14 protein-coding genes are annotated in these 14,359 nt (G+C 60.5%); 7 read left to right on the top strand and 7 right to left on the bottom strand.

Translation table 11 applies throughout. The features are described from left to right. Genes GQF02_RS08410 through GQF02_RS08400 form a run of 3 tightly spaced genes read left to right on the top strand, consistent with a single transcriptional unit; the run spans nt 1 to nt 3,462 of the window. Nucleotides 1-1,167 (top strand): iron-containing alcohol dehydrogenase, encoded by a 1,167-nt coding sequence (locus GQF02_RS08410; protein ID WP_160796332.1) that lies wholly within the window; start codon nt 1-3, stop codon nt 1,165-1,167. After that, complete coding sequence (locus GQF02_RS08405) at nt 1,160-1,924, top strand: gamma-glutamyl-gamma-aminobutyrate hydrolase family protein (protein WP_160796331.1); 765 nt, start codon at nt 1,160-1,162, stop codon at nt 1,922-1,924. The genes GQF02_RS08410 and GQF02_RS08405 overlap by 8 nt, the downstream gene beginning before the upstream one ends. Then, nucleotides 1,921-3,462, top strand: a complete 1,542-nt coding sequence (locus GQF02_RS08400; RefSeq protein WP_220789390.1) for an amino acid permease — start codon at nt 1,921-1,923, stop codon at nt 3,460-3,462. The genes GQF02_RS08405 and GQF02_RS08400 overlap by 4 nt, the downstream gene beginning before the upstream one ends. Before the next feature lie 63 nt (nt 3,463-3,525). On the opposite strand, the gene GQF02_RS08395 is transcribed toward GQF02_RS08400, so the two are convergent. Then, complete coding sequence (locus tag GQF02_RS08395; protein ID WP_160796330.1) at nt 3,526-4,287, bottom strand: sulfite exporter TauE/SafE family protein; 762 nt, start codon at nt 4,285-4,287, stop codon at nt 3,526-3,528. Between the two features lie 169 nt (nt 4,288-4,456). Between GQF02_RS08395 and GQF02_RS08390 the strand changes: the two genes are divergently transcribed. After that, nucleotides 4,457-5,830, top strand: a complete 1,374-nt coding sequence (locus GQF02_RS08390; RefSeq protein ID WP_160796328.1) for an MATE family efflux transporter — start codon at nt 4,457-4,459, stop codon at nt 5,828-5,830. Between the two features lie 60 nt (nt 5,831-5,890). Here GQF02_RS08390 and dbpA read toward each other — a convergent pair whose 3' ends face one another. Beyond that, complete coding sequence (dbpA, locus tag GQF02_RS08385) at nt 5,891-7,270, bottom strand: ATP-dependent RNA helicase DbpA (protein ID WP_124736104.1); 1,380 nt, start codon at nt 7,268-7,270, stop codon at nt 5,891-5,893. A 180-nt stretch (nt 7,271-7,450) separates the two neighbouring features. Here dbpA and GQF02_RS08380 point away from each other — a divergent pair, with 180 nt between their 5' ends. The 3 genes from GQF02_RS08380 (at nt 7,451) to GQF02_RS08370 (ending at nt 10,344) form a co-directional block, all read left to right on the top strand. Beyond that, nucleotides 7,451-8,395: a nucleoside hydrolase gene (locus GQF02_RS08380; RefSeq protein WP_160796326.1), complete on the top strand. Its 945-nt coding sequence runs from the start codon at nt 7,451-7,453 to the stop codon at nt 8,393-8,395. 95 nt (nt 8,396-8,490) lie between these two features. Continuing rightward, complete coding sequence (pepT, locus tag GQF02_RS08375) at nt 8,491-9,741, top strand: peptidase T (protein ID WP_160796324.1); 1,251 nt, start codon at nt 8,491-8,493, stop codon at nt 9,739-9,741. Continuing rightward, the gene (locus GQF02_RS08370) at nt 9,742-10,344 is read left to right on the top strand and encodes an HD domain-containing protein (RefSeq protein ID WP_160796322.1); all 603 of its coding nucleotides are present in this window, start codon (nt 9,742-9,744) and stop codon (nt 10,342-10,344) included. Nucleotides 10,345-10,407: 63 nt separating this feature from the next. Here GQF02_RS08370 and GQF02_RS08365 read toward each other — a convergent pair whose 3' ends face one another. From GQF02_RS08365 to GQF02_RS08345, 5 genes are all read right to left on the bottom strand, one after another. Then, a complete protein-coding gene (locus tag GQF02_RS08365) occupies nt 10,408-10,983 on the bottom strand; it encodes a lysophospholipid acyltransferase family protein (RefSeq protein WP_160796320.1) in 576 nt (191 codons plus the stop codon). Nucleotides 10,984-11,147: 164 nt separating this feature from the next. Further along, nucleotides 11,148-12,095: a lipoyl synthase gene (gene lipA / locus GQF02_RS08360; RefSeq protein WP_160796318.1), complete on the bottom strand. Its 948-nt coding sequence runs from the start codon at nt 12,093-12,095 to the stop codon at nt 11,148-11,150. 69 nt (nt 12,096-12,164) lie between these two features. Beyond that, nucleotides 12,165-12,794 (bottom strand): lipoyl(octanoyl) transferase LipB, encoded by a 630-nt coding sequence (lipB, locus tag GQF02_RS08355; RefSeq protein WP_124736118.1) that lies wholly within the window; start codon nt 12,792-12,794, stop codon nt 12,165-12,167. Between the two features lie 2 nt (nt 12,795-12,796). Next, nucleotides 12,797-13,063: an HP0495 family protein gene (locus GQF02_RS08350; protein ID WP_124736110.1), complete on the bottom strand. Its 267-nt coding sequence runs from the start codon at nt 13,061-13,063 to the stop codon at nt 12,797-12,799. Nucleotides 13,064-13,131: 68 nt separating this feature from the next. Next, nucleotides 13,132-14,268, bottom strand: coding sequence for a D-alanyl-D-alanine carboxypeptidase family protein (locus GQF02_RS08345; RefSeq protein ID WP_124736111.1), 1,137 nt, complete (start codon nt 14,266-14,268; stop codon nt 13,132-13,134). Between the last annotated feature and the right edge of the window lie 91 nt (nt 14,269-14,359).

Genomic DNA, 14,359 nt, shown 5'->3' with positions numbered 1-14,359 from the left:
ATGACGCTTGCCGGCAACTGGAACTACCCGACCACCATCCGCTTTGGTGCCGGGCGCATCAGCGAACTGCCCATCCTGTGCGCCGAACTTGGCATGCACAGGCCGCTACTTGTCACCGACGCTGGGCTTGCCGCCTTGCCACCGGTGCAAAAGCTGGTGGAGGTGCTGGCCGCAGCCGGGATCGCGCACGCGCTGTTTCACGAACTGCATCCCAACCCGGCCCTGCGCGATGTGGATGCCGGCGTGGCGGCACTCAAAGCCGGCGCGCACGACGGCGTGATCGCCATCGGTGGCGGCAGCGCGCTGGACGTGGGCAAGACGGTGGCGCTGATGGCGGGGCAGACCCGCCCGCTGTGGGACTTCGAGGATGTAGGAGACAACTGGAAACGCGTCGACACGGCGGCCATGCTGCCGGTGATTGCCATCCCGACCACTGCCGGCACCGGCTCCGAAGTCGGGCGCGCCGCGCTGATCATAGACGAGGCGGCACAGCGCAAGGTCATCATCTTCCATCCGGCAATGCTGCCATCCCGGGTGCTGGCCGACCCGGAGCTGACCACCGGCCTGCCCCCGCGCCTGACTGCCGCCACCGGCATCGACGCGCTGGTGCACAATTTCGAAGCCTACTGCGCGCCAGGCTACCACCCGATGGCCGACGGCATCGCGCTGGAAGGCATGCGTCTGGTACACGGCTTCTTGCTGCGCGCGGTCAGGGATGGCAGCGATATCGAGGCGCGCAGCCAGATGCTGGCCGCCTCGATGATGGGGGCGACCGCCTTCCAGAAGGGACTGGGCGCGGTGCATGCGCTGGCGCATCCGATAGGTGCGGTGTTCGACATCCATCACGGCCTGGCCAATGCCATCCTGCTGCCCTATGTGATGCAGCGCAACCGCCCCGCGATCGAAGACAAGATGCTGCATCTGGCTCGCATATTGGACCTGCCGGGCAGCGGCTACGATGCCGTGCTGCAATGGGTGCTGACGCTGCGCCGCGAAGCCGGCATTCCGCACAGCCTTGGCGATATCGGCCTGAACGAGGCGCGCGCCGGGGAAATCGGCTCCATGGCCAAGGCCGACCCCAGCGATGGCGGCAATCCATGCCCGCTCACCCCCGGCGACTACAGCGCCCTGTTCCGCCATGCCATCGCGGGGCGACTCCATGACTGAGCCGGTGCTGGTCGGGCTGACCACCTATCCGGCCGCTGCCGGCCACGGGCCGCACACCCCGTCCGAATACATCGATGCGGTGGCACGTGCCGGCGGAGTGCCGGTGCTGCTGCCGCATACGGCGGCGGATGACGCCGGACGCTGGGCACAGGGCTGGATTCAGCGTCTGGACGCGCTGGTGCTAATCGGTGGCGGCGACATCGCCCCCGAACACACCGGTCTGACCCACGACACGCTGTATGGCATCAATCCGGCACGCGACCGCACAGAACTGGCGCTGGCGCGCGCAGCCGTGGCCCTGCACTGCCCGACCCTGGCGATCTGCCGCGGCCTGCAGCTACTCAATGTCGCGCATGGCGGCACACTCCATCCGCACCTGCCCGACGTGGTCGGCGAGCTTGTCGCCCACCGCAGCGCCGAGCGCAGCGCGACACCGCACCCGATCAACGTCGCGCCAGACAGTGCGCTGGCGGCACTGCTAGGCGAGACCCGCATTCACGCGCACTCCTGGCACCACCAAGCGGCCGCGACTCTGGGGCAGGGCTTGCAGGCCATTGCCTGGGCGGACGACGGGGTGGTCGAGGCGCTGATCATGACAGATTGTCCCGAACTGCTTGCGGTGCAATGGCACCCCGAACTGACGGCCGGCACGGACGCACGCCAGCAGGCCCTGTTTGACGAAATCGTGCGATTGGGCAAACAGCGCCGGCATCGTGCCGGCGGCTGCGCCGACAGCGCTCACGGAGAACACCCATGAAACATCAAGCCGGACACGACACCACAACGCCGTTAAACGAGGACGAGAAGTTGCTGCACAGCATGGGTTACGCGCAGGAACTGGCGCGGCGCATGAGCGGATTTTCCAATTTCGCGATTTCGTTTTCCATTATCTGCATCCTCGCCGGCGGCATCACCGCCTTCCCGGCCGCGCTGTCGGCCGGCGGTGGCGCCTCGGTCGGCATCGGCTGGATCGTCGGCTCGATGTTCGTGCTGCTGGTCGCAGCTGCCATGGCACAGATCGCCTCGGCCTATCCGACCGCCGGCGGCCTCTATCACTGGAGCTCGATTCTCGGCGGACGCGGCTATGGCTGGACCACGGCATGGTTCAACCTCTTGGGCCTGATCTTCGTGGTCGCCTCGGTCAACTTCGGCGTCTACGACCCCTTCTTCAAGACGCTGATCGCCCCGCTTTTGGGCATAGACCCAGCCAGCCTGACCTGGACACACCAGACCCTGTTCATCGCGGCCATCACCCTGTCGCAGGCCTGGCTCAACCATCAGGGCATCAAGGCCACCACCCGCCTGACCGACCTGTCCGGTTATTTGATATTTTTCGTGTCGCTGGTGCTGACGGTCTCGCTGCTGATCTATGCACCCGGGCCGCTGGATTTCACCCGACTGTTTACCTTCACCAATTTCACCGGCGCCGAAGGCAGCCTGTGGCCGCAAAACAGCAGCCCCTTGCTGGTGTTCCTGTCCGGATTGCTGCTGACCGTGTATACACTGACCGGCTACGACGCCTCGGCGCATACCTCGGAAGAAACCCGCCACGCCGCCATCAATGTACCCAAGGGCATCATGCTGGCGGTACTGTGGTCGGCGCTGTTCGGCTACATCCTGGTGTCGGTGTTCGTGCTGGCGCTGCCGAATATCGCCGATGGCGTCAAACAGGGGATGGGGGTGTTCTCGGCCTTGCTGTCGCTGCTACCCAGAGGGTTGCAGGTGGCGCTGGGCATAGGCGTGTTTGTCGTCAACTATATCTGCGGTCTGGCCTGCCTGACCTCGACCTCGCGCATGGTCTACGCTTTTGCGCGCGATGGCGGCCTGCCCTTCTCGCACCAGCTCAAACAAGTGCATCCCCAGCATCGCACGCCGGGCGCCGCGATCTGGGTCAGCGCCGTGCTGGCCATCGCCGCCACCTTGTATGGTGACGCCTTTATCGTGCTGTCTACCGCCAGCGCCGTGCTGCTGTATATCTCCTATGTGTTGCCGATCGCCGCCGGATTTTTTGCAGAAGGCAAGCACTGGGCGCATAAGGGCCCGTTCAATCTCTATAGCTGGTCACGCCCGGTCGCCGTACTGGCCACCATAGGCGGCGTGGTGCTGGCTTTTGTCGGCATCCAGCCGCCAAACGAGAAAGTGCTCTACATCACCGTAGCCCTGCTGATTGTTCTGGGATTTTTCTGGTTTGTACTGGGAGTCAGAAATCGCTTCAAGGGCCCGCCGGTTGGTGCCCGCATTGCGCAGCATCAGGCGCATATACGCGAGATTGAAAAGGAGCTGGAACGGCCCTGAACTTGCGCAGCATGGAACGCTTTCGTGCCCTGAGGGCACGAAAGCGTTCTGCGGCCAAGCGCACTAGGAATTAAAAGTATCCCAGCCCAGTTTGCTGATCAGCACGCTGGTCAGGATCAGAAACAGGATACGCACAAAACCGGCACCTTTTTTCAGCGCAATATGAGTACCGACCATGGCACCGGCCATATTGCAGACGGCCATAGGCAGCGCAAAACCGAACAGCACATTGCCGCTGGGGATGAAAAACAGCAAGGCCGCCGCATTGGTCGACAGATTGACCACCTTGGCCGCGGCCGAAGCGTGCAGAAAATCAAAGGCAAAAAAGCGGATAAACAGGAACATCAGAAAGCTGCCGGTACCCGGCCCGAACAGGCCATCGTAAAAGCCGATGGCGCCGCCAATCAGCAGGCCGACCAGCATCTCGCGCCGCCCTATTGTCACCGGCTTGTGCAACTGGCCGAAATCCTTTTTCCATAGCGTATATACCGCCATCACGATCAGCAGCAGCAGCACCATGGGCCGCAAGATGTCTTTAGGCAAAAAGCTGACCGTCGCCGCACCGGCAAACGACATGGCAAAGGCGGCGCAAGCGGCCGGCAGCACCAGACGCCATGGCAGCTTGACGCGCTTGAGGTAGCTGCGTGCCGCCGACAGCGTGCCCACCGCCGAGGCAAACTTATTGGTACCGAACAGTGTGGCGGCCGAGGTATTGGGCAGGATATTGAACAGCGCCGGAATCTGGATCAGGCCGCCACCGCCGACTGCGGCATCGATCAGACCTGCCATAAAGGCAAATACACATAAAAATGCAAGGGTAAACACATGAAACTCCCATGAACCGAGCCCGCATTGTATGTAATTGAGTTTAATATTGCTTGGTTTTAATCAATACGGCATTAAGCATGTGCATTCAGGCTTTGCGCTAACACAAGGCGGGCACCGGCCATACGCGCTATAAAATGCGCTCGCTTTTTTTCGATAACAATCCGCAATGCCCGATCCGACGCTAGCCGAAATGCCGCGCGATGCCACACTGGCACGCCGCTTCTGGACTTATGCCCTGCCTTCGATACTGGCCATGCTGGTGACCGGCCTGTATGTGGTCGTGGACGGCATTTTTGTCGGTCACTATGTAGGCAGCGTCGGCTTGGCAGCCATCAATCTGGCTTATCCGCTGGTAATGGTACAAATCGGTCTGGGTGCCATGCTGAGCATGGGTGCGGCCACGCGCATTGCCATTTTGCAAGGTGCAGGCAAGCATGGCGAGGCCGCCCAGGTACTGGCTGCCGCCTTGTGGATGCTGGCACTGCTGGGTCTTGTTTTGTCCTGCACCGGCCTCTACTTGCTCGAACCGCTGCTGCGTGCACTGGGGGCGGCAGGCGAAGCCGAGCTATACCGCCAGACCCATGACTATCTGCAGTGGATGCTGGGCGGCAGCGTGCTGGTATGCGGCCAGATTCTGGCCAGCTACCTGCTGCGCAACGATGGCCGCCCGCGCCTGGCCACCACGCTACTGGTGCTGGCAACCCTCAGCAACATCACGCTGGACTATCTCTTTGTCGGCGTACTGGGCCATGGTCTGGCCGGCTCGGCCCAGGCGACGCTGATTTCTCAGAGCCTGATGCTGGGCTTTACCCTCGCCTATTTCTTCTCGCCCTATGCACGGCTGCGCCTGACTACGCTCAGGGTCGTCCGCCTTGGATGGCACTTGGCCGATATGGCCAGACTCGGGCTGTCCAGCCTGCTGATGGAGCTGAATCTGGCGCTGGTGTTATTGCTGCACAACTGGCAACTACTGATTTACGATGCCGACACGGGCGTGGCGGCCTATGCGGTAGCCGGTTACACCGAAACGGTATTCACCCTGCTCGCCCATGGGCTGGCCGTCGGCATCCAGCCCCTGCTGGGGCAGGCCATAGGCGCAGCACAGCCGCGCCAGGCTCATGCCATTTTGCGCTATGCGCTCACCGTTGTGGTCGGAGGCGGCATCGCCGTCTGGCTGATCATCCAGCTATGGGCCGATGCCATCGCCGGCTTGTTTGCCGCGAGCGACCCTGTCTTGCTGGCCGCCGGCAGCCATGCGCTGCGCCTGCACCTTTTGGCACTGCCTTTTGACGGCCTGGTGATTCTGGGCATCATTGCCTTGCAGGCGATGGCGCTGACACGGCCGGCACTACTGGCCACGCTGGCAAAAACCGTACTGCTGCTGCCGGCACTCTACAGCCTGCCTTTATGGTGGGGGCTTAACGGTGTCTGGCTGGCCATGCCTGTTGTCAACCTGCTCGTGGCCTGCTGGGTCGGCATCGTGCTATGGCGCCAGATGCAAATACTGGCCGGCACAGAGCCGGCCCTGCAAACCGTCTGAGATGCAAAAAAGGGAAGGTGCCAGGCACCTTCCCTTATGACTACAGCCTGCCTTTTCAGCTTAAATCAGGCGCGCCTTCACATTGCGGCCCTTGACGCGGCCGCCGTCCAGATGCGCCAGCGCTTCCTTGGCGCGCGAGCGCTCGATGGCGACATAACTGATATTGTCGCTGACGCTGATCTTGCCGATGGCTGCACCCGGCAAACCGGCGTCGCCGGTCAGTGCGCCCAGAATGTCCCCGGGGCGGATCTTGTCTTTCTTGCCGCCGGTCATGCAGATCAGTGCCATGGCAGGCGCTGCGGCGGGTGCAGCTTGTGCCACCAGCTCTTTGACGTCGCGCCAGTTGGCCGGGCCTTGCTGCTGCACTTCGATCTGGGCCAGACGCTTGCCATCGCTAGGCACGACCAGACTGAGTGCCAGCCCCTTGTCGTGGCCGCGGCCGGTACGGCCGATACGGTGAATATGGATTTCCGGGTCATGTGCAAGGTCGGCATTGACGACACAGGCCAGCGTAGTGATATCCAGACCACGTGCCGCTACATCGGTTGCCACCAGCACGCTGGCGCAACCGGCGGCAAACTGCAGCAGAATCTCGTCGCGGTCACGCTGCTCCAGATCGCCATACAGCGCCAGCGAGGAAAAGCCCTGGGCGGTCAGGTCACGCGCCATATTCTTGACCTGCTCCTTGGTGTTGCAAAACACCAGGGTAGAAGCCGGACGGAAGTGGGCCAGCGCCGCAGCAACCGTCGAAATGCGCGCCTCGGGACTGACCTTGTAAAAGCGCTGTTCGATACGCGAGGTATCATTCAGCGATTCCAGACGGATCTGCTCGGGGTTTTTCAGGAAACGGGCAGCCAGCTTGCGGATATTGTCCGGATAAGTCGCCGAGAACAGCAGGGTCTGGCGTTTCTTGGCACAAGCGTCGACGATGCCGGTGATTTCTTCGTAAAAACCCATGTCGACCATGCGGTCGGCCTCGTCCAGCACCAGCGTCTCGACCTTGGACAGGTCCAGCGTTTCGCGGAACAGATGGTCATGCAGACGGCCCGGTGTGCCAACCACGATATGGGCACCGTGGGACAAGGAGCCGATCTGTGGGCCCATGGGCGTACCGCCGGTCAGGGTCACGACCTTGATATTGTCGATAGCGCGCGCCAGACGGCGAATCTCGCGCGCCACCTGGTCTGCCAGCTCGCGGGTCGGGCACAGCACCAGCGCCTGTACGGCAAACCAGCGCGGATTAATACGCGACAACAAACCCAGGCCGAAGGCCGCGGTCTTGCCGCTGCCGGTCTTGGCCTGCGCGATCAGGTCGCCGCCGGACAGGATCACCGGCAAGGCGCGTGCCTGGATAGGCGTCATCTGGTGGTAACCCAGACCGTCGAGATTGGAGAGCAAGGGGGCCGACAGCCCCAGCGATGAAAATTCCGTTTTGTTCACAATGACTTGGCGCGCTACATAGAAAGGTCGCAGAGTGTAGCAGGATGGCGCCGTTCTGACCAATTGCATGTCCGTTGACGGGCAAATGCAAAGCTACCATAGTCAAATCAAATCAAGTTAAAAACGGTAACGATACATTGGCATTACTCGGCATCATTTCATAGCGCCAAAGGACACACCATGCACAAACTACCGGTCATTTTTGATACCGACCCCGGGCTGGACGATGCCATCGCCCTGCTCTTTCTTCTGGGAGCACGTGACGAGATCGACTTGCTGGGCATCACCTGCGTGGCCGGCAATGTCGGCATAGAAGCCGTCAGCCGCAACGCGCGCATGGTGTGCGAATGGGCCGGTCGCAGCGATATCAAAGTCTACGCCGGTGCTGAGCGCCCGCTGATACGCCATCTGGTCACGGCCGAGCGTGTGCACGGCAAGACCGGCATGGAAGGCGCCCCCATGCACGAGCCAGCCATGCCCTTGCAAGAAGCGCATGCGGTCGACTTCATTATCGACACTTTGCGGCGCGAACCTGCCGGCACGGTGACGCTATGCCCGGTCGGCCCGCTGACCAATATTGCGCTGGCGCTATTGAAGGCACCGGACATTGCTGCGCGCATCAAGCAGATCGTACTGATGGGCGGTGCCTATTTCGAAGGCGGCAACGTCACCCCCTCGGCCGAATTCAATTTCTATGTCGACCCGCACTCGGCGCAGCAGGTGCTGCATGCCGGCATCCCGCTGGTGATGCTGCCGCTGGATGTGACCCACAAAGCCTGCACCTCGGCGTCACGCGTTGCCGCCCTGTCGTCGCTATCCAACTATTGCGGCCCGCTGGCTGCGTCGCTGCTGACCAGCTTCGAGCGCCATGATGTGCAGAAATACGGCCAGATGGGTGCGCCGCTACACGACCCGTGCGCCATCGCCTGGCTGCTCGCACCCGGCTTGTTTAGCGGGCGCGAGGTCAATATCGAAGTCGAAACGGATAGCCCGCTAACACAGGGCCATTGTGCAGTTGACTGGTGGGGCACGACAGGCCGCTCAAGCAACGCGCTTTATCTGACCGAAGTAGATGCCGACGCGATGTTCGGGCGCATGGCACAAGCCATCGCCAAACTGCCCTGAAAGCGGCGCTTTTTTGAAAGTGTCTGTGCTAAAGCAAGGAAATTACATGCGGTGCGGCGCATAGTGAGCAGACTACGCTTGAATGAGACCTCACCATGCAAAGCCCGCTCACTCAACGCTTCTTGCGTTACGCCCGCATCGACACCCGCTCCGACCCGGCCAGCCCAAGCTGCCCCAGCACAACCGGGCAGCGCATCTTGGCACAAGAGCTGGCCGCTGAACTGCGCACGCTAGGCTTGTCGGATGTGACGCTGGATGAAAACGGCTACCTGACCGCCTGTTTGCCGGCCAGCCCAGGCTGCAACGCGCCGGCCATCGGCTGGATTGCCCATCTGGATACCTCGCCCGATTTTGCCGCCCAGCCACTGCAGCCGCAGTTCGTCCCGGCATGGAAGGGCAAGGACATCGCCCTTGGCGACAGCGGCGAGCGCATTTCGCTCAAGGCGTTTCCGGCGCTGCGCAGCTGTCGTGGCCATGACCTGATTACCACCGATGGCCGCACCTTGCTCGGTGCCGACGACAAGGCCGGCATCGCCGAAATTGTCACTGCCGTGGAAACCTTGCTCGCTACGCCCGACATCATGCATGGCGATATCTGGCTGGCGTTTACCCCGGACGAGGAAATCGGCCGTGGAGCCGACCTGTTTCCGCTTGCGCGTTTTCCGGCACAGTGGGCCTATACCGTGGATGGCGGCGAGATGGGTGAGCTGGAATACGAAAACTTCAATGCCGCCTCGGCCTGCATCAAAATACAGGGCAACAATGTCCACCCGGGTACGGCCTATGGCACGCTAGTCAATGCGCTGACGCTGGCCAGCGTGTTCCATAGCGGCATGCCGCAGCATGAGACTCCGGAGGAGACACAAGGACTTGAAGGGTTTTTCCATCTGCATCATATGGCTGGCAATGTCGAAGCCGCCGAGCTGCACTATCTGGTACGCGATTTTGTCGACGAGGGCTTTGCCCGGCGCAAAGCCTTCCTTGCCGAGCGGGTGGCGGCCTTTAATCGCGAGCTGGATCAGCCGCGCCTGTCACTGATGGTAAACGACAGCTATTTCAATATGCGCCGCAAGATAGAGCCGCATCCGCATATTGTCGATATTGCCCGCGCAGCCATGCGCGACGCCGGCATCAAACCCAAGATCAAGGCAATACGCGGCGGCACCGATGGCTCGCGCCTGTCGTTTATGGGCCTGCCCTGCCCTAATCTCTTTACCGGCGGCTTTAATTTCCACGGCAAGCACGAATGTGTCAGCATTCAGGCCATGCACAAGGCTGTCGAAGTGCTGATAGCTATTGCCCGGCGCACGGCAGAACACCAAATAACACAGGAAGCACCTGAATAGATGCACACCCCATACCATGAGCTGCAGGCGCGCGTCGCCTTCATTATCGAAATAGACAAACTCAAGGCTGTGCTAAGAAAAAACAAGCCGGTGACGCTGGAACGCCATGAAAACTCGGCAGAACACAGCTGGCAGGTCGCCATGCTGGCACTGGCGATGGCACCGCATGCCACAGAAAGCATCAACATCGAACGGGTGATTCGCCTGCTGCTGGTGCACGACATTGGCGAAATCGACACCGGCGACACGATTTTCTATGCCGAAGAAGGCTTGGCGGAACGCAAGGCGGCAGAACTGGAGGCCATCAAACGCATTTTCGGCTTGCTGCCTGCCGCCCAGTCCGAGCAACTACTGGATTACTGGCTGGAATTCGACGCGGGACAAAGTGTAGAAGCCCGCTTTGCCCATGCCATGGACCGGATGATGCCCATCCTGCTTAACCTTAACCGTCAGGGGCAAAGCTGGCGCGAAAACGGGGTTAGCCGCCAGCAGGTACAGGAAAAGGCGGTCAGCCAGGTCGCTGCCGGCTGTCCGCTGGCTGCAGACTGGCTGACCAATGCGCTGACAGAGGCCGAGCAGCAGGGCTGGTTTACGCCGCACTGATGCAAAAACGGGGGCCAGGTGCGCTTCTTGTGTGAAGCACGCCTGGCCCCCGCCATTTCAGGCTTAGAAACTGTCTGGGCGCTTGCCGCTGATACCATCAAACAGGCCGCGGATCTTCGCCATATCCGTATCCAGATCCTCACCCAGATAAAACGGCTCCATAATCCCGGCCTGTTTATGGCTGAAATCAAGATAGGCCGGCACCACCGGCACACCAGCACCCTTGGCAATATGATAAAAGCCGGTCTTCCATTCGGTCACCTTGGCGCGCGTACCCTCCGGCGGGATGATCACCACCAGTTTGTCCGACTCTTTGTAAACATCGACGATCTGCTGCACCAGCGAGTTATTGCGATTGCGGTTAACCGGAATCCCGCCCAGCCAGCGCATCACCGGCCCCATCGGCCCCTTGAATAGCGAATGCTTGCCCATCCAGTAAATCTGCGCCCCCTTGGCAAAGCATACTGCCAGCGTCAGCGGGAAATCCCAGTTACTGGTGTGCGGCGCGGCGATCATCACGTACTTGGGAATAGCCGGGAAATTGCCGTTTATCTTCCAGCCGCTCAGTTTAAGCAGCAGAATGGACAGCCAGGCCATCAGGGTGCGGATCACGGGTGTGGTGAAAATAGTGTTATGCATGAGGTATTTTTTAATGGCGAGGGATTTGCCCTGGGGGCATATAAAAGAGCCGGCACTCTAACGCAAAAGCCGGTGCCGGACAAACGACATTCCGCCACGCCACAAGATAAAAGCCGGCCACCTCAGGCGACCGGCTTTTATCCCGCACAGCAATGCCGAGGGTTTTACACGCCGGCCTGATGCGCCTGCTGGTCTGCGTGATAGCTGGATCGCACCATGGCACCGACCGCGGCATGCTTGAAGCCCATAGCGTAAGCCTCGGTTTCAAATGCCTTGAACTGGTCGGGGTGCACATAGCGCAGCACCGGCAAATGGCCATCGGTTGGCTGCAGATACTGGCCTACAGTCAACATATCGATATCGTAGCGGCGCATATCGGCCATCACCGCGCGCACTTCTTCATCGGTTTCACCCAGACCGACCATAATGCCGGACTTGGTACGCACTTCCGGACGCAAAGCCTTGTACTGCTTGAGCAGTTCGAGCGAATGTACATAGTCCGCCCCAGGGCGCGCCTGCTTGTACAGACGCGGCGCGGTTTCCAGGTTGTGGTTCATGACGTCCGGCGGCGTGGCGGCCAGAATATCCAGCGCGATCTCGAGACGGCCGCGGAAATCCGGCACCAGCACTTCGATCTGGGTGTCCGGCGACAGCTTGCGGATCTCGCTGATGCAGTCGGCAAAGTGCTGCGCCCCGCCGTCGCGCAAATCATCGCGATCCACCGAGGTGATCACCACATAACGCAGCTTCAGCGCGGCCACGGTCTCGGCCAGGTGTTTCGGCTCGTTGGGGTCAAGCGGGTTGGGCCGGCCATGACCGACATCGCAGAACGGGCAGCGGCGGGTGCAGATGTCGCCCATGATCATAAAGGTCGCCGTACCTTTGCTGAAGCACTCGCCGATATTCGGGCAGGTTGCTTCTTCACACACGGTATGCAGCTTCTGCGCGCGCAGAATGTCCTTGATCTCGCCAAAGCGCTGCCCCGATGGCAGCTTTGCACGGATCCACTCCGGCTTTTTCAGCTTTTCATCCAGCGGCACCACCTTGATCGGGATACGCGCGGTCTTGGCCGCACCTTTATGTTTGACGCCTGCGTCGTTTTCCAGCTTCATGCGGACTCCTTGCCGTTTTTCTGCACCTTGACGGTGCCAGTCTTGTATTGTTGCGGTTCTGACATTTGCTTACGCTGGCTGGCTCTGCGCCTGGATGTCCAGTTCGCGGGCCAGATGCGGCAATAAGTGCGCGGCCGCTTCGGCCACCGTTAGCGGCACACCCAAGTCTTTGAGCCGGGTCACTTTCAAGCCTTGATAACCACAAGGATTGATCCAGTTAAACGGTGCCAGATCCATGTCTACATTGAGTGACAGGCCGTGATAGACCGCACCGTTGCGGATGCGCAGCCCGAGCGAGGCGATTTTTTCACCTTGCACATAGACACCCGGCGCATTCACATCCCCGGCGGCCTCGATGCCGCACTCGGCCAGCATGGCGATAATGGCGTTTTCAATGCGCCGCACCAGTTCGCGCACCCCTAGGCCCAGACGCTTGAAATCAATCAGCAGATAGACAACCAGCTGGCCGGGGCCGTGATAGGTCACCTGCCCGCCGCGATCGGTGCGTACCAGCGGGATATCGGTCTGGCACAGCAAGTGTTCAGGCTTGCCGGCCAGACCCAGCGTATATACCGGCGGATGCTCGACCACCCACAGCTCATCGGCCGTGTCAGCCGTGCGCGCATCGGTAAAAGCCTGCATATTGCGCCAGACCGGTTCGTAATCGGCCAGCCCCAGCTGCTTGACAAGGCGTTCCATGCTCACAGAACAATCTTGACCATGGCGTGACTAGTCAGCGCCAGATAGATCTGATCCAGCTGGGCGCGGCTATGCGCATTCACCGTCACAGTCAGCGACAGATACTTGCCACTACTGCTTTCGCGCACCACCACATCCACTTCATCCAGATCCGGCGCATGCACCCGCACCACTTCAATCACGGTTGCAGTCAGTTCTTCATGGCGCTCGCCCATGACCTTGACCGGAAAACGGCAAGGGAATTCGAATACATCTTTTTGCTCGCTCATGCTCTTTCCTTCCATTTTTACGGCGGCAAGGCCGGCCTCGCTCAGGCGGGCAAGACCCTGCCCGCCGTTTACCAGCCCAGCATCAGCTTGATGCTGTCCCACAGCCGGCTGAAGAAACCGCCTTCGGCCACGTCTTTCAGGGCAACAACCGGCTCTTCATGCACAACCTTGCCATCCAGCGACACCACCAGCTTGCCGACTGTCTGCCCTTTTTTGATCGGTGCAATCACTGGCTGCATGGTGGTCAGGTCAGCCTTGAGTTTGCTGGTCTGCCCCTTGGCTACGGTGGCATAGACGTTATGGTTGAAACCGATGGCCAATTTACTGTCTTCACCCTTGTAAACACTGACCTCGGATACGGCCTTATCGGCTTCATACAGTTTGGGCGTTTCAAAGAACTGCAAGCCGTAGTTCAGCAGCTTAGAGCTTTCCACCGCGCGCGCTTCCGGACTGGCGGTGCCCACCACGACAGACACGACACGACGGCCGTCGCGATGGCTGGATGCGATCAGGTTGTAGCCTGCCGAATTGGTAAAGCCGGTTTTCATGCCGTCTACGTTCGGGTCGCGATACAGCAGCAGGTTGCGGTTGGGCTGGGTGATGCCGTTATAGGTAAACGACTTCATCGAATAGATCTGATAGAACTGCGGGAAGTCACGAATGATGGACGTCGCCAGAACCCCCAAGTCATGCGCCGTGGTGTAGTGCGCATCGCCCGGCAGACCGGTCGAATTCTGGAAATTGGTGTCCTTCATGCCCAGGCGCTTGGCTTCGGCCGTCATCAGTTGGGCAAAAACTTCTTCGCTGCCTGCTATCGCTTCGGACAGCGTCACGCAGGCATCATTACCCGACTGCACGATCATGCCCTTGATCAGGTCATCGACCTTGGCGGGCACTTTCGGGTCGAGGAACATGCGCGAGCCTTCGGTTTTCCAGCCCTGCTGCGACACAGTCAAGGTCTGGTCAAGCGTCAGGCGCTTTTCCTTCAGAGCCTTGAAGGTCAGATAGGCCGTCATCAGCTTGGTCAGGGAAGCAGGCTCGATACGCTGATCCGGATTCAGCGAGGCAATCGTCTCGCCACTATGGAAATCGGTCAGATAATAGGCCTTGCCGGCAATGGCGGGCACTGGCGGCACGAATACGGTATTGGCAATCACCGGCAGCGAAAAGGCGGCGGCAACAATCAGGGACGTCAGTTTTTTCATCGTTTAGTTTCAGGCATAAGGGCAGACGCAATAGGTCCGCATAGAATCAGCGGGCGATTATACACGCCTGCGCTGCACACGCGGCAGCGGA

The sequence above is a fragment of the Craterilacuibacter sinensis genome (genome assembly GCF_009831765.1).
Classification (GTDB): Bacteria; Pseudomonadota; Gammaproteobacteria; order Burkholderiales; family Chromobacteriaceae; genus Craterilacuibacter; species Craterilacuibacter sinensis.
The sequence above is the reverse complement of the archived record's forward strand: the minus strand, read 5'-3'. Positions and strand labels throughout refer to the sequence as shown.

Excerpts from the sequence above, each read along its gene's own strand:
- lipA (WP_160796318.1), bottom strand. The coding sequence starts at position 12,095 with ATGAAGCTGGAAAACGACGCAGGCGTCAAACATAAAGGTGCGGCCAAG.
- pepT (WP_160796324.1), top strand. The coding sequence starts at position 8,491 with ATGCAAAGCCCGCTCACTCAACGCTTCTTGCGTTACGCCCGCATCGAC.
- GQF02_RS08350 (WP_124736110.1), bottom strand. The coding sequence starts at position 13,063 with ATGAGCGAGCAAAAAGATGTATTCGAATTCCCTTGCCGTTTTCCGGTC.
- GQF02_RS08370 (WP_160796322.1), top strand. The coding sequence starts at position 9,742 with ATGCACACCCCATACCATGAGCTGCAGGCGCGCGTCGCCTTCATTATC.
- GQF02_RS08380 (WP_160796326.1), top strand. The coding sequence starts at position 7,451 with ATGCACAAACTACCGGTCATTTTTGATACCGACCCCGGGCTGGACGAT.
- GQF02_RS08345 (WP_124736111.1), bottom strand. The coding sequence starts at position 14,268 with ATGAAAAAACTGACGTCCCTGATTGTTGCCGCCGCCTTTTCGCTGCCG.
- GQF02_RS08365 (WP_160796320.1), bottom strand. The coding sequence starts at position 10,983 with ATGCATAACACTATTTTCACCACACCCGTGATCCGCACCCTGATGGCC.
- GQF02_RS08405 (WP_160796331.1), top strand. The coding sequence starts at position 1,160 with ATGACTGAGCCGGTGCTGGTCGGGCTGACCACCTATCCGGCCGCTGCC.
- GQF02_RS08390 (WP_160796328.1), top strand. The coding sequence starts at position 4,457 with ATGCCCGATCCGACGCTAGCCGAAATGCCGCGCGATGCCACACTGGCA.
- GQF02_RS08400 (WP_220789390.1), top strand. The coding sequence starts at position 1,921 with ATGAAACATCAAGCCGGACACGACACCACAACGCCGTTAAACGAGGAC.
- GQF02_RS08410 (WP_160796332.1), top strand. The coding sequence starts at position 1 with ATGACGCTTGCCGGCAACTGGAACTACCCGACCACCATCCGCTTTGGT.
- lipB (WP_124736118.1), bottom strand. The coding sequence starts at position 12,794 with ATGGAACGCCTTGTCAAGCAGCTGGGGCTGGCCGATTACGAACCGGTC.